Consider the following 19,416-nt stretch of genomic DNA (forward strand, 5'->3'; position numbering starts at 1 on the left):
TATTTTTACTCTTTAATAAATTCCTTCGTGCTTCTTACTGTATCAATTGGACGAACTAATTTTTCAATTTCTTCACGTTTTGGCTCTAGGAATGGAGGTAAAGATAATTTTTCGCCAAGTGTTTCGTATGGCTCATCTCCCATAAATCCTGGGCCATCTGTTGCAAATTCAAATAAAATTTGTGGTGCAACTCTTGCATATAATGATTCAAAGAAATGACGGTCTACATAACCAGATGAAGGAAGTCCAACGCTACTGATTCTCTCAATCCATTCTTCTAATACAGCGCGATCTTCTACGCGGAATGCCACATGGTGCACTGTACCAAAACCTTGTTGTGCTTCTGGAAGAACCGTATTATGTTCTACGATGACAGATGCACCGTTTCCACCTTTATTCACTTCAAATAAATAGAATTCTCCTTCTTGCGCAACCTCTTTAAATAATAAAACTTTTTCTAACACTTCTTTGAAGAAACTAAAGTTTGCAATACGGATGAATACAGGCCCTAAACCAGTAATTGCATATTCTAATGGAACTGGTCCGTTTTGCCATGGTGTACCTGATTCGATTCCTTTATCAAGTTCATCTGAGATTAATTGATAGTGTTGATCATCAAAGTCAACGAAAGAAAGAGTTTTCTTACCAAATTGCTCTTTAATTCCTGTATGTTCTACTTCAAGACGGTCAAAACGTTTCACCCAATACTCTAATGCTGCATCGGTCGGAACGCGAAATGAAGTTTTTGAAATTTCATTCGTACCGTGTACTCCTTTTGGAATACCTGGGAAGTCAAAGAATGTCATATCTGTTCCTGCACTACCTTTATCATCTGCAAAGAATAAATGATACGTTTGAATGTCATCTTGGTTTACTGTTTTTTTAACTAAACGCATTCCTAAAACGTGAGTGAAAAACTCATAGTTTTTTTCTGCACTACTTGTAATCGCTGTAACGTGGTGAATTCCTTTTAATTGGTTCATTTTATATTCCTCCAATGGGTTTCATTTATATGTTAAAGTTGTATATTTTCTTCTATTACTTCTCTTCAATCGGTGCTAAATTCGCTTCAATTTCTGCACGCTGATCTTCTAAGAACGGTGGTAAATCAAGTTTTTCTCCTAAATGTTCCACATCTCCATCAACTGTAAATCCTGGGCCATCTGTTGCAATTTCAAATAGGATTCCGTTTGATTCGCGGAAATATAAGCTTTTAAAATAGAAACGGTCGATGATTCCTGAAGAATGGAAGCCTCTTTGTTTCACCTGTTCTTCCCAATAAGCAAGCTCTGCATCGTTTTTCACTCGAATTGCTAAATGGTGAATGCTCCCTCGGCCCGGCTTTTCAGTAGGACCATCTAAATATTTCACAACGATTTCTCCAAAAACCTCTCCTTTAATGGACTGGAAAATTGCTTCTTGATCATTTCGGCTAACCTCTGTATAACCAAACATGTCTGTAAGTGTACTCGCCATTTTATCAAGTCTACGAACTGTCATTTCCACAGAACCCATTCCTTGAATTTGATGCTTTGCAGGAACTTCTGATTTCTCCCAAGTTTCCCAGTGCTCTACTTTTTCTCCGTTTGAAACGAGTAGTACTAAGCGAAGACCTTCAGCATCCTCAAATTGCAAAGCAGGACGATTTGCATATGTTGTTATTTCACTATGTTTCACATCAAATTTCTCAAATCGTTCTTTCCAGTAATGTAAGCTTTCCTGTGAAGGAACGAGTAATCCAATTCGAGTAATGGCATTCGTGCCGCGATATGTTCTTCCTACTAATGGAATTTCAAAAAATGATAATTCCGTGCCTGGACTTCCTGTTTTATCTCCATAAAATAAGTGGTACATTGACGGATCATCTTGGTTTACTGTCATTTTCACACGACGTAAGCCAAGCACGTTTTTATAAAAGTGATTATTTTCATTTGCATTTTTCGTAACCATTGAAATGTGATGATGCCCTTTAATTTCATACATTGGTTATTCCTCCGTTTCGTTTTACTAGTCAAGTGATAACTAAAAAAATAACATTTCCCACAACTAATATGGTTTTTAGCTTTTCAATTTATTCTTAATTATGTTTTTGTAAATTCATCTTAGTTTTTACTGTATAAGTTACTTTGTTTTTAATCGAAAACAACTGAGTGTATGTTTTTCATATGACTCAATCGCTTTCGTTACTATCACTTTACACATCAAGTGATTAAAAAGCAAGAGATTTATCTCAAATTCGAGATATTTTTTGTATCATACTATTTACTTCCTATAAAAATAGCCTCACTAAGCTTTTAAAACTTAATGAGGCCACTTTATTCACACTATTAATTATGGAACGACGGTTTATAGAACGAACGATTATCAAGAGCAAAGACACGTTCTGTATATTCGCCTGGTTTTGTGCGTCCTAATGCGCGGTCCATCATGTTCATTTTTGCATCTAAGTTATCGATGTAATGCAGAATTTCTGCTTCTTTTACTAATGGTGGTTTTGGACTACCCCATTCTGCTTTTCCGTGGTGAGAAAGGACGATGTGTTGAAGAATTAATACTTCTTCTGCATCGATTTGCAATTCGTCTGCCGCTTTACCAATTTCGTTCACCATAATAGAAATGTGGCCTAGTAAATTTCCTTCTAACGTATACGTTGTAGAAATTGGGCCAGATAGTTCGATTACTTTACCAAGGTCATGTAAAATAACGCCTGCATATAGTAAGTCTTTATCTAACGATGGGTATAGATTTGAGATAGCTTTCGCTAAATCAAGCATTGATACGACGTGATAAGCTAGTCCAGATACGAACTCGTGATGGTTCTTTGTCGCTGCTGGATAGTCTAAAAATTCGTTTTGATGCTTATTTAATAAATGTCTTGTTAGACGTTGAATGTTCGGGTTTCTCATTTCAAATATGTATTGCGTAATTTTCTCAACCATATCTTCTTTTTTCACTGGTGCTTTTTCTACGAAGTCTGAGATGTCTGTTACTTCATTTTCATTCGCAACACGGATTTGTTTCACACGTAATTGAATACGTCCTTTGTAGTTTAAAATATCTCCAGCTACTTTCACGATTGTTTCCGCTACATATTGTTTCTCAACTTCTGGTGATACGTCCCACAATTTTGCTTCAATATCTCCACTTGGATCTTGTAAGATTACTGTTAAAAATGGCTTTCCATTGCTTGCGATACCTTTTGTCGCTGTTTTAATTAACAAGAAAATATCGACTTGTTCACCAACTTCATACTCTGCAATTTTCTTTTTCATTCGAATTCCTCCACCAAATCAGTTACTTTTAGTATAGCACACTACAACTCATTTTCTTTACGCATATGTGTTAATTTTATAATCTGTTTTTCTGTAAAATAGGCGAGTAAATGCGCATGACATGTAAAGAATATGACTTGTCTATCCTTTGCAATTTCCTTTATAAGTTCAATCGTTCGATTCGTCCTTACCGCGTCAAAGTGCACGAAACTATCATCAATAATAAATGGATAATCATGCTCAAATGTTTTTGCTAGTGCAAATCTCAGCGATAAATATAACTGCTCCGCTGTCGCTTGGCTTAGTTCATGACTGTAAAAACGCATACCATCGTTACGCTCTACAATAAACGGCTCTGACTCTGACGGTGAAAAAATTTTACTATATCGTCCGCCTGTTAAATAGACGAAATACTCTTCTGACTTTTGTAAAATACGAGGAAGATGTACTTCATGATAATATTGCTTCGTTTTCGTTAACACCGTTTTTGCGGCCGCATAAGCAGCCCACTTCTTCACTTGTTCACGCACTTGCGCTTTTTTCATTTCCCATTCATGCATTAAATCGCCGTACGTACTACCTTCTTCTAAATTCGCAATTTCCATACGATGTTTCGCAATACGCTCTGTCAGTTCTTTCTCTTGCGCCAGACAGTTTTGCACGACTGTCAGTTCTTGCTTTAATTTTCCGTCATAACCGTCAGCTTCGTAATGTTCAGCTAATGATAAACTCATTAAACGCTGTTCTAACAGATCAATTTGCGGTAATAAACGCCCCACTTGTTTCTCTGCATCTTCACGTTTTCCCGCTAGTTTACCCGCTTCTAAAAACATCTCTTCATCTGTAGACGCTGCAATATGCCATAAACCATCTCGTTCTATTAGTAATTGCTTTAATTGTTCTTGCATAAACTCATATTCTTCTTGCCATTCCGCCAGTTTTTCTTTTAACTGCTTACAAGTTTGGCGCTTCTCTTTCTCATTTTGCATACGGCTTTGTGCCTCGTGTAGCTTACTATACTCCGCACTACCGATAACAGTTTCTAGTTTATGTTCAAATTGCGAAATCATTTCATATAATGAAGATTTTCGCGTGCCTTGTTTCTCTAATTCACGATATAATTGCTGCATTTTTTCAATACGCTCAAACGCCGGCAATATGTGTGCATACGTATAAAATTCAGGAAACATATAGCGCGTTTTATATGCATCGACTTGTTCTCCCGCCTGGAACGTTTCTCTCTCCCATTCCTCATACGATGAAACGACTTTATCATACGCTCGTTCCAACTGCTGTAACTTATAAGACTCGCGCTCAAATAATTTACGTATCTCTTCATCTTTTTCTAACTGATAGCGAACAGACATCGCTTCTTCACTTTGTCTCCCGCCGGCACTTTGCTGAAGTGTAAGGAGCTCTTCTTGTAATCCATTTGATGGATCTTTATATAAAACAAGGGCGAGAACAATCCCTACAAAAACAATGACACTAATAAATAAGAGCGCTCGGTTATCTATAAATAAGCTTGTGAATAAAACGCCTGTGTTAATAAGAAGTAACAGAAGACAAACTCTTTGCCACTGCTTTTTCTTTTGCTTAGCTGCTCCTGCTTTTTCCTCATACTTGCGCTTCATTCTCTCTGCGCCCATACCGATAAACGCCGCATCTTGGAACGATTTCTCTTTCTCAACTAACACATTTCTCTCTTCATCCACTAACATTTGTTTCTTAATCTGTCTTATATTTTCTTCTTGTTCTTCTAATTGCTCTTGCGCTACTTTAAAACGATCATCGAGCTGTGCTTTTTGCGTTTCTAATTCGCGCGCCTTTTGCACTGTTTGCGTAATTAACTCTTTCGTTGCCAAACTCATATCAAATGAAAGAACTGTTTCCTTTTCAAAAGTAGTACCAATTTGCTGTTCTAGTTCTGCGATTTCTTCTTTTATATTCGTAATATTCCCGCTCATATCACGCATTTCTTGGCGTGCATTTTCGTAAGACATATGCTGCATACGAAGTTCTTCTACATAACTTTCTTTTTGTAAAAACTCTTCATCTATTTGAATCGAGGCAATTTCCGATTGCACTGTCTCAATTTTCTTGTGGAGCGAATCAACTTGTAATTGAAGCGGCTCCATCTTCGCCTTCATTGCTTCATAACGCGCTATTCCGTTTACAGGAAACTGTCCGCTCTCGTTCTCTAACACTTTCTCATGCGCACGTTTTTCAATAACGAGTGGCTCAAGCGCTGCTAATATTTCATAATCTTGCTTTCGCTTTTCTGCACTCTCTTTCTCCACGCGAACAGAAGCAAGCTTCTCTTCACTTTCTTTTAACTGCTCTACTTGTTTTTCATACGTGCCAATTTTTCCTTGCCACTCTTTCATCTTCTCTTCAAGTTTCTTCATCTCTTGCAATGACACGTTAATTTCTGGTTTACGACCACTCGGCTTGAAGCGCTGGTCCATTTCTTTTTCTAGCTTTTTATCTAACTGCAATAGCGCATCACTTCCGACTGCACTTGCCGAAAATAAATAATTGCCAATATCCGCTTCGCCAAGCTGATGAATATTTTGAAGGCCATGCATATCAAATGAAAAGACAGATTCAAATAAACTTTCATTCATCCCGCTTAATATATCGTTTAAAATTTCTTCTCCGCCCGTTTTCCCGTCTTCAAAATAAATGGTCACCTCGCCAGCTGCCGTCTTTGGCAATCGCTCAATTTTCAAACGACCGTACTGCTCTGTTTGCACAGTCATCGCACCGCCATACTTACCACCTTCTTTCGGCTCATAACGGCGCTGTCCTCTCGTCGGAAAACCGAATAAAATACTTTTCATAAATGAGCGAATTGTCGATTTCCCCGCTTCATTTTCACCGTATAACACCGTCAGCAATGAAAGATCCATTTCCACATTTTCTAATTTTCCGTACCCATAAATATGGAGTTTTTCAATTCTCATTTTTTATCCCTCTCTTGCTGGAATAATTGCTCTAAAATAATATTTTCTGCTTCCTTTTGAATCTCTTTCTTCTCTTCTTCTGTAAAAGATTCAATACTATTACGCGCTACAGGAGATGTCCAAATGGTGCGCAATACGCCGTCCATATTGCTAAAAGCTTCTAACTCCTTTAGCACACTACCGACGAAATGATTTTCCGCTTTCAAACGTTCGATTTCCGCAAAAGAAACCGTCTCATTTTTCCACTTCATCGCATATACAAAATCTTTTCGCTCTTCGCCAGATGCTAAAATGTGAAAAATCTCTTCCACGCGCTTTTCGTCACGCAAATAAGGTGAAAGTGGACCTTGTCCTGTGAATACGACAGTTAATAGCGTACCTTCCTCTTCTCTTCGGCATTCATTCATCGCAGTAGATAGGCTCGTCATAAGTTCATCAACAGTTTCAAGTCTATCAATACAAACTTCGATTTCATCCCATACAACATCTGCCGTATGGAAAAATGAACACTGCGTTCCTTGTTTCGTAAGTTCAATAAGGTACGCACCCTTCTCGCCTGTTTCCTTACGATGACGACCTTGTATGTTCCCTGGATAAATAATGCATGGTTCTTCTGATAAAATTTCACGTTTATGTATATGGCCAAGAGCCCAATAATCAAACTGTTTTTCTTTCAACTCACGAATTTGAAACGGTGCATAGCGATTATGCTCTGCATCTCCTTCCACACTTCCGTGAAGCATGCCAATATGAAAAGGCGCATCACTCATTTTCGTATACTGCGCTGTCATATTATCCGTTACCGCTTGCTGCAAATAACTAAAACCATAAATAGAAGCTAATAGCTCACCATTTTTATAAAATGATTTCTCTTCTACATAAGGCTCAGTAAATACATGAACATTTTCCGGAAACTCAATTGCTGCCCAGCTTCCCCCTAAATGATCATGGTTACCGTGAATAATAAAAACAGGGATATCGTACTGCGAAAGTCTCTTCATTTGCTCACGCACAAACACTTGCGCCCTCAAACTTCTCGTCTCCGCATCATACAAATCCCCAGCTAGTAATACGAAATCAACGCGCTCTTGAATCGCTTTATCAACAATACGCTCAAATGATTCAAACGTACTTTGCTTCATTCTTTCCCAAACAGACTGCCCAACATTCATCTCCATCCCTTTAAACGGACTATCCAAATGTAAATCAGCCGCATGTATAAACTTTACTTGTTTCACAAATAACGATCCTTTCTATCTTTCAAAAGTTTCATTTTATTAAAATTAAAATTGCTGAAAACTAATACTCATCGAGAATAAAAATATTCTCGATGAGTAAAGTTTCATTCTATTTTACCACGCAATGTCATATATTTCTTTGCATATTGTAGCGTTTTATGTCAAAATAATTATAAGATTCTGATTTTAATTATTGGAGGGAATTTTCATGGGAGTATACGTTCTAACAGTCTTTGAAAAAGATGGTTCAAAAGCATTAGACGAATCATTCGAGGCGGCAACTGAAAAAGAAGCAAAAGCAAAAGGTGAATCTATCTTACAAGAAAAAGGATTGTATGAAAAAACACATCGCTGTACATCTACTGCAGGTAAGCTCGTTTTATTCCAGCGCTAAAAAAAAGAAGCGTCATCCGCTTCTTTTTCACTCTACTATATCTTCGTCACACCACGTAAACACCACATCTAGAATGCGATTACCGATACGTACGCGTTTATTCCATTTTCCTGTTTGGATCTGATGTTGCAATTCAGCTTTCATCTTTTCCGTCCAGTCGTGAATCGTTTCACTACCGTCGTACGGATATACGCTCGGAAACTCTTTCTGCAGTAGATGCAAGCTCTCTGCATCAAAATGAAAATGGAAGAAGTAGTTTGCTGTAAGCGATGGTTCTTGCAATCGTAAAAAATGATCATCAATTTGCTTTCTATTTCTATAGAAAGTAAAGATATTCACTTTACCGCTAGTAATTTGGTCAATTTGAATTTCGTGCTTCTCTATAATCACGTCTTGTCCACCTCGTTGTATACTATCTTTAGTATATATGTCTTTTGCAACAAAGTTAACCATTTTCGCGCGAAATTCATTTCCTTCATTATAATTCCTGTACCTCCATATGCAATCAGGATAAATAAAAACAAAGTTGAAGGGGAGCGATCACATGTATTTCGGAAGCAAAGGTTGGTATGTAAAAGAACTTAAAAAATTAGGTATCCGTACTTATGAAGGTAAAAAACTAGAATCTTATCGTACGCATGTGTTGTCTAGTTTACTTGAGAGAATGAAGAGAGCTTCGGCTTAATAGAATAGCAAGAAGTAAACCTGAATATTGGTAAATGATAGAAAACACCTCCTAAATTCGCATACTAAGTATGCAAATTAAATGGAGGTGTTTTTATTAGTCTCACTTTTTCAGGGGCGCTTCAGTTTTCATAAAAGATTTTTTGCTTCCGCTGAAACGGATACGTTTTAATCTCAGCTGTATCTAAATCTTCATTGAATAAATGAATGGCTATAATTTGTCTACAATCGTAAGTATGGTAATAATATGTTCCAGACTCCATACACATTGCACTTGTATAGATCGTATTATCTAATATACCGTCTTCTGTTATTACTGCTCCCTTAGGAACCTCACAATTCGATAAAATATGAAAAATAGCCGATATACCCTCTTCTTCGTTCTCTATACCTTGAATGTTTTGTTTGCCATACGCTGCCCGTACAAATCTTGATGGCGGTGTGAAATCTCCAGGAAGTCCCATCGATCCTGAACCTTGGCCAAAAGCACTTAATGGTACATCGCCCCACTCCGTTGGCGCAAATGGCTGCGATTTAAGACCAATATATTGTCTTAAGTTTTGTAAATGCCAACTAAACTCCGGACTATTAGTCATCACTCCTATTGGATTGTCATACACTTTTATTCCATCAGCTGTCGGCTCAAGTACAATACATTCTCCCGATTTATCTGCTAAAATCCAATGTAGCGGTGGAGTAACCCCTAAAATTGGTAATGGCACATCTATAAAGGCAATGCTATCAATAGATTTTCTTAATTCTTCAACAGAATTGAACTGCGTGAGGCTCCAAGTCACAAAATCAAATGGTGCTACATTCGTTTTATTGCTATCTACATGACTACTATAAGTAGCGAATCCTGGGAAATAGAGAGTTGCACATGTCATACCAGCTTCATTTACTCCATCTGCCATCATGACCCTTCCTCCAAAATTAATTCCCATTCCGACAACAGCCTTTTTCGTTCGGATTGTTTCACCAGTTATATTGTTCCACTGATAACGCCGAGGAATGATTATTACTTCCTGATTCATATCTAATGTGAAATCCATTGTTCTCGCAAAAAGATGTTGGAAATTTTTAGTTTGTAACGTCAAACTAGTACACATGAAGAAATCTCCCCCATTTCATAGTTATATACACATTTTATAAAATTCTGATAAATACGTAAATTAAAATCTATTTTACTTACCATTGTACAAACCCTATTTATCATTAACAAAATAACCAACCAAACCAAAAATGCTATAATAAACTCAATCAAACTAAGGGGGAACATCTATCTTGCGTGGAAAACACATTCAATTTCATAAGTTTGGCAATCCAAAAGACGTATTACAAGTTGAATATAAAAATATAGAACCACTGAAAGATAATGAAGTTTTCGTCCGTATGCTAGTTAGACCGATTAATCCATCTGACTTAATTCCAATAACCGGAGCGTACGCTCATAGAATTCCGTTACCTAACATACCTGGTTATGAAGGTGTTGGTATTGTAGAAGATGTAGGAGCTTTTGTTTCTAGAGAGCTTATCGGTAAACGTGTGTTACCGTTACGCGGGGAAGGTACTTGGCAAGAATATGTGAAAACATCGGCTGATTTTGTAGTCCCTATTCCCGATTCTATTGATGATTTTACCGCGGCACAAATGTATATTAATCCCCTTACAGCGTGGGTTACATGTACAGAAACGTTAAACTTACAGCGTAATGACGTTTTATTAGTGAATGCTTGTGGATCCGCAATTGGTCATCTTTTTGCGCAGTTATCGCAAATTTTAAATTTCCAACTCATTGCCGTGACAAGAAATAGTAAACATACAGAGGAATTACTTCAGCTTGGCGCTCATCATGTAATTGATACTTCGACTGCCCCGCTTTATGAAACAGTTATGACATTAACAAACGGCAGAGGTGCAGACGCTGCGATTGATTCTATTGGGGGACCGGATGGAAATGAATTAGCTTTCTCCTTACGTCCAAACGGGCACTTTTTAACGATCGGTCTTCTATCAGGTGTACAAGTAAACTGGGCAGAGATTGTCACGAAAGCAAAAGTGCACGCGAACATATTTCATTTACGACATTGGAATAAAGAAGTGTCACCATATAAATGGCAAGAGACGTTTCGTCATTTAATTCACTTAGTAGAAAATAAGCAATTACGTTTTATGAAAGTACATTCTACATATGACTTAGCGGATGTGAAAACGGCGGTTGATGTTGTGCAATCTGCGGAGAAAACGAAAGGGAAAGTTTTTTTAACGAATTATTAAATTGAGTACATTCAACTATCAATCCATTTAGTAGCATAGAATTTTAAGTAGCTTATGTAATTTAATTAAAAAAGCGAAAGGAGACTCTAACATGTGGTTACTCACGGCAATTGCGCCTGTTTTAATAGTCAGGGGAATTGTAGTATATGTGATTGGTAGCCTTAAACATAAATATAACAACGGTAACTTAGGTAAGAAAAAATCAAAAAACGCTCAAATTTTATTAGACAGTTTAATACCTATGGGAATGCTTGTTGGCTGTATAATCGGTTTAATTTTCGGCATGTTTTTCCCAGATTATTCACTTCTTGCAGTGAGTTTAGGATCTGGAATCGGCTATTTATTGGGGTTTTTCGCCTATGAAATTTATAGCAAGACAGGAAACAATTTTTCCTAATCCAAAAAGAATAAGCGGAACAGTACATAGTAGTCATATACAATATGTACTGTCCTTTATTGTTGCATCAATGTTATCACCTTACCTTTCGCCTACTATACACCTTTTTTATTGATTTTCCTCTCCTCCACCTTTTGCATATTCGCTTTTTTATTTTCATTGGATCTATATCCAAAGTAAAGTAGCGCACATGTAATAATAGAACCTACAATGTATCCTAAAAAACATCCTAACCAAAACATAGTGTAACCGCCTCCATTCATAATAAATTTTATGTAATATAACTCTTTACATACTCCATCGTTTATTTCTATTAACTATACACTTTCTAAAATTATTCATACCACTCATTCTCTTCGTACCTCAAATAGCAATTTTATTATTTGTCATAAAATTAACACCTTCTTTAAATACAAAAACTTCCATTTACTTGCTTTTTCTTAAGAAATAATATACTACATTTGAAATAAGCGAGCTAGTACATCGGCCCTTCTCTATTTTAACTTTAGTCATAAACAAAAGAAAAATAAAAAACCCCCTCAAAGCATAAACTTCAAGGGGTGAGCCTGTTTTTTATTTACTTATATACGTACAGCTGTACCACTTACAGCAACCATTAACATTCCATCACGAACTACTTCGTAATCTACGTCAACACCAACGATAGCGTTCGCACCTTTTTGTTTTGCAAGTTCTTTCATTTCGTCCATTGCGATATCACGAGCTTCTTTTAGCTTACTTTCATAAGAACCAGCACGACCACCGACAACATCACGAACAGAAGCGAATAAATCGCGGACAATATTTGCACCCATAATAGCTTCACCATTTACAATATCGATATACTCAATAATTTCTTTACCTTGAATTCCAGACGTTGTTGTTACAATCATGACTGACACTCTCCTAATAAGTTGTAGTTTTAATTAGCTTTCTTATGTCTTTATTATGACATGGAACAAACAACTAATCTATTGAATTACCTTACAGGAATGTGACAGTTTTGTAAGAATAAAATGCCTATTATGTTTAATAAAGCGCTTTAACATTAGGATACATAAACGACTCTTTATTTTCTTTCCAGTCCTTTTCTACTTCTTTAAAAGTTGGTCGTCCTAATTCTTTGTTATTTTCATGTTTACGAAACCACTTCTTCACATACTGGTCTCCATTTTTATTTTGAACTGTACAAAGGAAACTATTACTGCTATCCTTTAATATTTTTACAATCACGAAAAGACACCTCTTCCCTTTTAAATAGCATGATAGAACTTGATCTTTTACTATAAGCCCTTCCTCTCTTATAGTCATACGACTCCTCGGCCGCGCCAAATTTGTAAGATCAAAAAACGATATTTACTTTGTTTACATTTTATTTAAAGAAATCAGAGTTATAAGCATGATGCTTATCAAAGATTTTATAGATTTCTAACTTATTATCTAATTTTGCATCTACTAAAATTAATATATTTCCATCGTAAATATATTCTTCATACTTTTTAGCATGTTCTTCTGGAATTCCTAATCCTATAAATGCTCCTATTAAACTTCCAGCTCCTCCGCCAATACCAGCTCCTCCAATAGCTGCTGCGATCGGTCCTGCTGCTACGATTGGACCCATTCCAGAAACGGCAAGTATACCAAGACCTGTTAATAAACCACCGAGTCCGCCTGCTACTCCTCCTGCCACAAGCCCTGTTGCTGAAAAGATATCTGCTTTATGTGCAGTTTCATGATTTACTTTTTCACCCGATTTTTCTTCAAGGTGTTCAATTTCCTTTTGATCTTTCGCAATAGCTGAAATGTTATCTGCTGAGTATCCTTTTTCATTTAATTCATTAATAACGAGTGCCGCATCATCAATTGTTCTAAAAACACCTACTATTTTTCTATCTACATTCATAACTATTAACCTCCTAAAGTTTTATATAATGTATCTTTATTTTTCTTCATTTCTGTATACACTAATCTTCTTATTAACATAACCATTTACGAAAAAAGCGAATAGTAAAAGCACTACAAGTGAACTACTTAACAAGTAAATTAAATCAAATGTTATATTAATCATCATTTCATTCATGTATACCAGGCTCCTTTTTATTTAAAGTAAAAGTATATTTTGATAGACTACTCTACTAAACATAGACATCTTACAATTCATCTTCAGTTAATCTCTTTGTAGTATATGTATACCCTTCCTAACCTTTTCTAAACGTAAAAAACTATAATTATATTTTTTCTTATTTATATGTTTAACATTTTTTTAAACGGGTATGTTTATATTGTTATGCTTACTATATGGAAAGGAATATTACGATGAACGCCATTCACTCTACTACTATTTCTTATAATGAAACACCTACAATAACGCAGATTCATCATTTTTATGCTTTAATGACAACATTTCAAACGAATGTATTTATAAGTAAACACGGAACACTTACTTCTATTAAAAACTTAAGCACTCTAGTATCCTTTTTCCTTACTGTAAAAAAGAGAGATCTTGTATTATTTATTTTTGAAGGAATAGATGCAAAAAGAGCTTTAAAAACACTCTTCCCTTCTTAGAATGTTTGTTATCCTCTATTCCCTCGTCTACTACCTTTCATATATGTTTTTATATTTCAAAATGATTTCCTCTATTAAAAAAGAACCCCCTAATACAATAGGGGGATTTCTAGTTTGACCTTATGAAAACTGATATAATATATATTACGTTTTTCATTCTTTAAAATAGAAAAGTTTTAATAACCTTGAAGGTAGGAATTTTTAATGAACTCGAAAGCAAAATTTAGTATTCGCTACAAAATTATGGCTGGTTATTTAGTTATCATTTTGTTCTTACTTGTTTCTTTCATTATGTTAAACAATGAGATTTCCAGCTTACAAAAATCTCGTAATTTTATTATTGATCACGATTTTAAAGTTCTCAATTTAACGAATCAAGTGGAGAAAGAGTTACTAACAATTGAAAATAAAGCGAAAGGGTTTATCATTTCTAATAACCCTACTTACGTGCAATCCCTTAACTCTGCGGAAAAGGATTACGAAAAACATTATCAAGATCTTTTTGCTTTATTAGAGGATAATCCCTCTCAGCAAGAAAAATTAAAACAGATTAACGAAAACATTACTAGTTGGATTAATAAAGAGATTCACCCACTCATTGCAAATAATAATAGTAATAATGTACAAACAATCGACACGACTCAAATTCAGTCATTACAATCACAGCTAACTAACTTCCGTAACACTGAGGAGCAACTAACGAAAAAAAGAGCTGCACAATTAGATACTGAAAATAATAAATTAGAGATTTGGTTATACAGTTTATTGTTCTTACTTTCTTGTATTTCTATTATCGTTTCACTCTATATTTCGAATTCCATTACAAAAACGATTAAAAATGTAATTCAAGCTATTAAATCCATTTCTTCTAAAGAAAAAATTACGGAAAGAATTCATGTAAATACACATGATGAAATAAAAGATCTTGCTCATACAACAAATCACCTACTAGACGAAATATCAAAAAGAGAGTGGTTACAAACGGAGCTTGCAGAATTAATTTTAATGTATCAAGGTGTATCTTCTATTGAGATGTTAGGTAAAAAAATTCTTAGTGGCATCATACAAAAAACGCAAACTTCTTGCGGTGCATTTTATGTACGTGAAGAATATGAAGAAACTGTCTACTATGTGAAAAAAGCTTCTTTCGCCGATCAAGGTGCTGATATTGGAAAACAATCCATTAAAATGGGTGAAGGTTTCATTGGACAGTCTGCTTTAGAAAAGAAAAGTTTTATTCTGAGGGACATACCTGAAGAGTTTCGTTACGTTACTACTGGATTATTAGAAATACGTCCTAAAAATATACTAGTCATCCCTGTCTTATTTGAAGATGAAGTGATTGCAGTAATGGAGTTAGTAAGTGTAACTGAGATTTCAGATTTACATCAAGATTTAATTCACCAAACTGTTGATAATTTAGGTTTAACAATCCATAGTATTATGGGACGTATGCGAATTCAAACTCTTTTACATGAATCACAAGCAATGACAGAAGAGTTGCAAGTTCAATCAGAAGAATTGCAAACACAAGCGGAAGAACTACAAATGCAAGCCGAAGAATTACGAACAACGAATGAACAATTAGAGTCTAGAACTGAAGAGGCTGAGCAGAAGACAGCTGACTTACAAATTACTAAATTAGAATTAGAAGAAAAAGCAAGCGAGTTGTTACGCAGCTCAAAATACAAATCTGAGTTCCTAGCAAATATGTCACATGAATTACGCACACCATTAAATAGTATTTTACTATTATCTGAAATGTTAAGAGAAAATCATGATAACAATTTATCCGACGATGAGATTGAATTAGCAACTGTCATTCATTCATCAGGGAAAGACTTACTTACTTTAATTAATGACATACTAGATTTATCTAAAGTAGAAGCAGGCAAACTAGACATCATTTTTGAGGCAACGAACATAAGTGACATGGCAGCCAATATGCATCAAAACTTTTTACATATAGCTGCACAAAAAAATGTCGAATTTACTATTGAGGACAGTGATACGATTCCTGATTTGTTTTATACAGATGCAAAACGGATTGAGCAAATTATTAAAAACTTATTATCCAATGCATTTAAATTCACAGAAAAAGGATCCGTTTCTTTACATTTTGATTCGATAGAAACAACCAATTTAAGTCATGATATGCAGTCTATCAGTAAAGATTGGATTACAATTTCAGTAAAAGATACTGGTATTGGTATCGCTAAAGAACAGCATCAACTTATTTTCGAAGCCTTTCAACAGGCAGATGGAGCAACGATTCGAAAGTATGGTGGTACAGGATTAGGTTTATCTATTTGTAAAGAGTTTGCGAGATTATTAGGTGGTTGGATTACGTTAGAGAGTAATGTAGGAGAAGGTAGTACTTTCACCGTATATATTCCTAACCTTCCAAATGGATTACATGATATACAGTTATCCAATTTAGAAGTCGCAGCAACGATAGAAGATGTTATTCCTGCTAAAGTTGTTGAAGAAACTATCGTTACTCCAGAAACAAATAACGTCTTCCAAGAGAAAAACATTTTAATTGTCGATGATGATCATCGAAATATATTTGCGTTACAAAATGCATTAAAAAAACAAAATGCCAACATTATTACTGCCCAAAACGGCATAGAGTGTTTAGAAATACTAAAAAGCAATACAAATATTGACCTTATTTTAATGGATATTATGATGCCGAATATGGACGGTTATGAAACGATGGAAAATATCCGAATGAACTTAGGGCTAAATGAAATACCTATTATCGCATTAACTGCTAAAGCAATGCCAAATGATAAGGAAAAATGTTTATCTGCTGGCGCTTCAGATTATATAAGTAAACCATTAAATCTACATCAACTCTATTCGGTAATGAGTGTATGGTTAATAAAATAAGTGAGGTTTAGTTGGAGTGGAAAATAAGTATTATAATTTTGATCCATCAGTAGATACGGATGAGCGCACGAACTTAGAAATTGAATTACTATTGGAAGCGGTATTTAAACTATCAGGATTTGATTTTCGTCAATATGCTCGCACATCTATTTATAGAAGGATTTGTAATCGAATGCAGCTCTCTAATATCCCAACCATTTCAAAATTGATTGAAAAAGTAATTCACGAGGAAGGGGTTTTAGAACAGTTATTAAATGATTTCTCGATTAATGTAACTGAGATGTTCCGTAACCCTGCCTTTTTTAAAGCGCTTAGAGAGCATGTTATTCCTGAATTGAAAAAGCAACCTGAAATTAGAATTTGGCATGCTGGATGCGCAACTGGTGAAGAAGTATTATCAATGTCCATCTTACTTCACGAAGAAGGATTAAGTGAAAAGTCGGTTATTTACGCAACAGATATGAATACAAATGTGTTAGAAAAAGCAAAACAAGGTATCCTCCCGTTAAATAAAATGCAAACTTATACGAAAAACTATTTACAAGCTGGCGGTACACAAGCGTTTTCTAACTATTATTCAACAGATAATCGTTTTGCTTATTTTAATCCATCACTTTTACAAAACATTATTTTTGCACAGCATAATTTAGTAACCGATCAATCTTTTAACGAGTTTCATATTATACTTTGTCGTAACGTTTTAATTTACTTTACAAGTAAACTTCAAAATCAAGTGCAGCAACTATTTTATGAAAGCTTAGGTCACAATGGATTTCTATGTTTAGGAAATAAAGAAACTCTTCGTTTTTCAAATATAATGCCGCATTATACGCAATTTAATCCTAGTGAACAAATTTATCAAAAAATACAATAAAAAGCGTATGAAATCCTCTGTTTGGATTTCATACGCTTTTTATTTCGCATTCGTTTGTATCATAATGAGACACATATCATCTGATTGCGCTTTCTTTTGTTCTTCCTTATAAAACCCTTCTATCTCGCCTTCTAAATCTCCCCATTTTCTTTCTGTAAAAGTACGTAATTTCTCTTCAGACTCAAATTCATCATTTGCAATTGCTTCAAGAACACCATCTGTAAACAATAGTATTTGAGCGTTCTTCTCAAAAGGTATAACTGTCTTTTTAACTTTTATTTCATCAAAAAATCCTACCGCACAACTCCCGCGATCTAGTTCAACTACATTTGTTTCATCAACTAAAACATATCCAGAAGGATGCCCTGCATTTACATATTCAACTGTTCTATCTTCTGTATTAACAACTAAGTATATGGCCGTAAAATAATAGGGAATATTATCATTTTCATTATGTAAAAGGGTCATATATTTATTTAATTCTTTAATAACGAGTTCTGGATCAATTAAACATTTAATTGTTTCACGTAATACAGACGAAATAAACATACAAACTAATGAAGCAGATACACCATGTCCCATCACATCTAATAATATAATACCGTAGCGATTTTCATCGATTTTATACCAATAATACATATCTCCAGCTAGTTTAAATGAAGGTAAGTAACTTGCTTCAATTTTTATATGATCTTCTCTTAATGGGCTACTTAATAAGTTTCTTTGTACTTGCGTAGCTAAATCTAGTTCATTCCGAAGATTTTCTTCTTGTTCTTTATGCCAATTTAATTCTGATTTCAAGCGTAACGCTACACGCATACGTGCTAATAATTCAACTTTATTTATAGGTTTCGTAATATAATCCATTGCCCCCATATCAAGAGCTTCGGCCAATTTATTTGCATCCTCTAAAGCTGTAACAAAAATAATAGGAATATCTTTAAACTTCTCCTCTTTTTGTAATCGCCTACAAACTTCAAGTCCATCAATTTCAGGCATCATAATATCTAATAGTATTAAATCAATTTCATTATACCTGGAAGAATCTTCTCCAAATTGAATGTATTCGAAAAGCTCTTGTGCAGAATTCAGCGATACAAGATCCTGATATCCGGCTTGTTTTAAAATTTTTTCAATTACAAAGATGTTAACCGGATTATCATCGACAATTAAAATGGACACAAGTTATTTCCCCTTTTCTTATTTAAAATGTAAATCTATTATCATTTTCTATTTTTCTAGTATTGCATACTCAGTTACAAAATGAAAATTTCCTACTCTAACATAATTTTTATACAGCAAAAGAACAAACCCCCAGAAATGAGAGTTTGTTCTTTCATTCTATAAATTTCCACTATTAATTTAATACCATTGCTTTATCATTTAAAAGACGATCTAATTCTTCCATATGATTTGTTTCATCGGCAATCATATCTTCTAGTTTTACAACTAACTCTGTCATATTTAATTTCGCTGCCTGTTCTTTTCGCTTTTCATAACGCTTAATTGTTTCATATTCTGACTTCCTAGCTTCTTCTAACATTTCTCTAACGTCTTCTACTTGTTTCACTCGTAAAGGGATCGTAGTAGGTGTACCACCTAGCGTCTTAATTTTCTCCGCTAAATATAGGGCATGTCCTTGTTCATCACTAATTTCAGATTCAAAGAAAGGCTTTAACACTTGTCTATATATACCAGAAACTGTAGCTGCACTATGGTTATACATAATAATTGCTGCGTATTCTCCTGCTAAATCTTCATTCAATCCTTCGATTAGTTCTTTCACATCGTGTGACATTTTCATATCTCCTCCTATACTTAATAAGTACCCCTTTTCTCATGTTTTAAACA

21 protein-coding genes are annotated in these 19,416 nt (G+C 34.9%); 7 read left to right on the forward strand and 14 right to left on the reverse strand.

Annotated elements, in window-relative coordinates:
* Positions 1 to 5: 5 nt before the first annotated feature.
* The 5 genes from BLT20_RS02720 to BLT20_RS02740 form a co-directional block, all read right to left on the reverse strand.
* Entirely contained in the window at positions 6 to 983 is a 978-nt protein-coding gene (locus BLT20_RS02720) for a ring-cleaving dioxygenase (RefSeq protein ID WP_001072552.1), read from the reverse strand.
* Positions 984 to 1,038: 55 nt separating this feature from the next.
* Positions 1,039 to 1,983, reverse strand: coding sequence for a ring-cleaving dioxygenase (locus BLT20_RS02725; RefSeq protein ID WP_000272983.1), 945 nt, complete (start codon positions 1,981 to 1,983; stop codon positions 1,039 to 1,041).
* 344 nt (positions 1,984 to 2,327) lie between these two features.
* Positions 2,328 to 3,272, reverse strand: a complete 945-nt coding sequence (gene yhaM / locus BLT20_RS02730; protein ID WP_000726638.1) for a 3'-5' exoribonuclease YhaM — start codon at positions 3,270 to 3,272, stop codon at positions 2,328 to 2,330.
* 41 nt (positions 3,273 to 3,313) lie between these two features.
* Positions 3,314 to 6,238 (reverse strand): ATP-binding protein, encoded by a 2,925-nt coding sequence (locus BLT20_RS02735; protein ID WP_001217614.1) that lies wholly within the window; start codon positions 6,236 to 6,238, stop codon positions 3,314 to 3,316.
* Positions 6,235 to 7,476, reverse strand: a complete 1,242-nt coding sequence (locus BLT20_RS02740) for a metallophosphoesterase family protein (RefSeq protein WP_000815712.1) — start codon at positions 7,474 to 7,476, stop codon at positions 6,235 to 6,237. The genes BLT20_RS02735 and BLT20_RS02740 overlap by 4 nt, the downstream gene beginning before the upstream one ends.
* A 208-nt stretch (positions 7,477 to 7,684) precedes the next feature.
* On the opposite strand from BLT20_RS02740, the gene BLT20_RS02745 reads away from it, so the two are divergent.
* The gene (locus BLT20_RS02745; protein ID WP_000539552.1) at positions 7,685 to 7,870 is read left to right on the forward strand and encodes a YhzD family protein; all 186 of its coding nucleotides are present in this window, start codon (positions 7,685 to 7,687) and stop codon (positions 7,868 to 7,870) included.
* Positions 7,871 to 7,897: 27 nt separating this feature from the next.
* Here the strand turns inward: BLT20_RS02745 and BLT20_RS02750 are convergent, their stop codons facing one another.
* On the reverse strand, positions 7,898 to 8,260 hold the full coding sequence (locus tag BLT20_RS02750; protein WP_000582785.1) for a hypothetical protein: 363 nt from the start codon (positions 8,258 to 8,260) through the stop codon (positions 7,898 to 7,900).
* Positions 8,261 to 8,414: 154 nt separating this feature from the next.
* Here BLT20_RS02750 and BLT20_RS02755 point away from each other — a divergent pair, with 154 nt between their 5' ends.
* Positions 8,415 to 8,555: a YflJ family protein gene (locus BLT20_RS02755; protein WP_000273537.1), complete on the forward strand. Its 141-nt coding sequence runs from the start codon at positions 8,415 to 8,417 to the stop codon at positions 8,553 to 8,555.
* A gap of 121 nt (positions 8,556 to 8,676) precedes the next feature.
* On the opposite strand, the gene bsh is transcribed toward BLT20_RS02755, so the two are convergent.
* Positions 8,677 to 9,663 carry a choloylglycine hydrolase gene (bsh, locus tag BLT20_RS02760; protein WP_000337598.1) on the reverse strand — a complete coding sequence of 329 codons (987 nt, stop codon included), beginning with the start codon at positions 9,661 to 9,663 and terminating at the stop codon, positions 8,677 to 8,679.
* 175 nt (positions 9,664 to 9,838) lie between these two features.
* On the opposite strand from bsh, the gene BLT20_RS02765 reads away from it, so the two are divergent.
* Positions 9,839 to 10,831: a zinc-dependent alcohol dehydrogenase family protein gene (locus BLT20_RS02765; protein WP_001214236.1), complete on the forward strand. Its 993-nt coding sequence runs from the start codon at positions 9,839 to 9,841 to the stop codon at positions 10,829 to 10,831.
* A gap of 91 nt (positions 10,832 to 10,922) precedes the next feature.
* Entirely contained in the window at positions 10,923 to 11,228 is a 306-nt protein-coding gene (locus BLT20_RS02770) for a hypothetical protein (RefSeq protein WP_000266570.1), read from the forward strand.
* A gap of 95 nt (positions 11,229 to 11,323) precedes the next feature.
* Here BLT20_RS02770 and BLT20_RS30430 read toward each other — a convergent pair whose 3' ends face one another.
* The 5 genes from BLT20_RS30430 to BLT20_RS30435 form a co-directional block, all read right to left on the reverse strand.
* Positions 11,324 to 11,470, reverse strand: coding sequence for a hypothetical protein (locus BLT20_RS30430; protein WP_000498629.1), 147 nt, complete (start codon positions 11,468 to 11,470; stop codon positions 11,324 to 11,326).
* 339 nt (positions 11,471 to 11,809) lie between these two features.
* Positions 11,810 to 12,121: a YbjQ family protein gene (locus BLT20_RS02780; RefSeq protein ID WP_000637511.1), complete on the reverse strand. Its 312-nt coding sequence runs from the start codon at positions 12,119 to 12,121 to the stop codon at positions 11,810 to 11,812.
* Positions 12,122 to 12,257: 136 nt separating this feature from the next.
* Positions 12,258 to 12,461, reverse strand: a complete 204-nt coding sequence (locus BLT20_RS02785) for a DUF4028 family protein (RefSeq protein WP_002025407.1) — start codon at positions 12,459 to 12,461, stop codon at positions 12,258 to 12,260.
* Between the two features lie 139 nt (positions 12,462 to 12,600).
* Positions 12,601 to 13,131, reverse strand: coding sequence for a general stress protein (locus tag BLT20_RS02790; protein ID WP_001100098.1), 531 nt, complete (start codon positions 13,129 to 13,131; stop codon positions 12,601 to 12,603).
* A gap of 36 nt (positions 13,132 to 13,167) precedes the next feature.
* A complete protein-coding gene (locus tag BLT20_RS30435; RefSeq protein ID WP_001004571.1) occupies positions 13,168 to 13,308 on the reverse strand; it encodes a hypothetical protein in 141 nt (46 codons plus the stop codon).
* Between the two features lie 236 nt (positions 13,309 to 13,544).
* Between BLT20_RS30435 and BLT20_RS02800 the strand changes: the two genes are divergently transcribed.
* From BLT20_RS02800 to BLT20_RS02810, 3 genes are all read left to right on the forward strand, one after another.
* A complete protein-coding gene (locus tag BLT20_RS02800) occupies positions 13,545 to 13,796 on the forward strand; it encodes a hypothetical protein (protein WP_000991356.1) in 252 nt (83 codons plus the stop codon).
* 204 nt (positions 13,797 to 14,000) lie between these two features.
* Positions 14,001 to 16,691 (forward strand): ATP-binding protein, encoded by a 2,691-nt coding sequence (locus BLT20_RS02805; RefSeq protein ID WP_001084971.1) that lies wholly within the window; start codon positions 14,001 to 14,003, stop codon positions 16,689 to 16,691.
* A 16-nt stretch (positions 16,692 to 16,707) separates the two neighbouring features.
* A complete protein-coding gene (locus tag BLT20_RS02810; protein ID WP_000429044.1) occupies positions 16,708 to 17,565 on the forward strand; it encodes a CheR family methyltransferase in 858 nt (285 codons plus the stop codon).
* A 39-nt stretch (positions 17,566 to 17,604) separates the two neighbouring features.
* On the opposite strand, the gene BLT20_RS02815 is transcribed toward BLT20_RS02810, so the two are convergent.
* The gene (locus tag BLT20_RS02815; protein WP_000025533.1) at positions 17,605 to 18,747 is read right to left on the reverse strand and encodes a fused response regulator/phosphatase; all 1,143 of its coding nucleotides are present in this window, start codon (positions 18,745 to 18,747) and stop codon (positions 17,605 to 17,607) included.
* Positions 18,748 to 18,922: 175 nt separating this feature from the next.
* Positions 18,923 to 19,363 (reverse strand): ferritin-like domain-containing protein, encoded by a 441-nt coding sequence (locus BLT20_RS02820; RefSeq protein WP_000017743.1) that lies wholly within the window; start codon positions 19,361 to 19,363, stop codon positions 18,923 to 18,925.
* Positions 19,364 to 19,416 lie beyond the last annotated feature (53 nt).

Origin of the sequence: Bacillus sp. cl96, from assembly GCF_900100505.1 — a bacterium.
In the GTDB taxonomy this organism is placed as follows: domain Bacteria; phylum Bacillota; class Bacilli; order Bacillales; family Bacillaceae_G; genus Bacillus_A; species Bacillus_A cereus.

What these genes read in the sequence shown, in the direction of transcription:
- BLT20_RS02720 (WP_001072552.1), bottom strand. Translation starts at nt 983, where the DNA reads ATGAACCAATTAAAAGGAATTCACCACGTTACAGCGATTACAAGTAGT.
- BLT20_RS02725 (WP_000272983.1), bottom strand. Translation starts at nt 1,983, where the DNA reads ATGTATGAAATTAAAGGGCATCATCACATTTCAATGGTTACGAAAAAT.
- yhaM (WP_000726638.1), bottom strand. Translation starts at nt 3,272, where the DNA reads ATGAAAAAGAAAATTGCAGAGTATGAAGTTGGTGAACAAGTCGATATT.
- BLT20_RS02735 (WP_001217614.1), bottom strand. Translation starts at nt 6,238, where the DNA reads ATGAGAATTGAAAAACTCCATATTTATGGGTACGGAAAATTAGAAAAT.
- BLT20_RS02745 (WP_000539552.1), top strand. Translation starts at nt 7,685, where the DNA reads ATGGGAGTATACGTTCTAACAGTCTTTGAAAAAGATGGTTCAAAAGCA.
- BLT20_RS02755 (WP_000273537.1), top strand. Translation starts at nt 8,415, where the DNA reads ATGTATTTCGGAAGCAAAGGTTGGTATGTAAAAGAACTTAAAAAATTA.
- bsh (WP_000337598.1), bottom strand. Translation starts at nt 9,663, where the DNA reads ATGTGTACTAGTTTGACGTTACAAACTAAAAATTTCCAACATCTTTTT.
- BLT20_RS02770 (WP_000266570.1), top strand. Translation starts at nt 10,923, where the DNA reads ATGTGGTTACTCACGGCAATTGCGCCTGTTTTAATAGTCAGGGGAATT.
- BLT20_RS30430 (WP_000498629.1), bottom strand. Translation starts at nt 11,470, where the DNA reads ATGTTTTGGTTAGGATGTTTTTTAGGATACATTGTAGGTTCTATTATT.
- BLT20_RS02780 (WP_000637511.1), bottom strand. Translation starts at nt 12,121, where the DNA reads ATGATTGTAACAACAACGTCTGGAATTCAAGGTAAAGAAATTATTGAG.
- BLT20_RS02790 (WP_001100098.1), bottom strand. Translation starts at nt 13,131, where the DNA reads ATGAATGTAGATAGAAAAATAGTAGGTGTTTTTAGAACAATTGATGAT.
- BLT20_RS30435 (WP_001004571.1), bottom strand. Translation starts at nt 13,308, where the DNA reads ATGAATGAAATGATGATTAATATAACATTTGATTTAATTTACTTGTTA.
- BLT20_RS02800 (WP_000991356.1), top strand. Translation starts at nt 13,545, where the DNA reads ATGAACGCCATTCACTCTACTACTATTTCTTATAATGAAACACCTACA.
- BLT20_RS02805 (WP_001084971.1), top strand. Translation starts at nt 14,001, where the DNA reads ATGAACTCGAAAGCAAAATTTAGTATTCGCTACAAAATTATGGCTGGT.
- BLT20_RS02820 (WP_000017743.1), bottom strand. Translation starts at nt 19,363, where the DNA reads ATGTCACACGATGTGAAAGAACTAATCGAAGGATTGAATGAAGATTTA.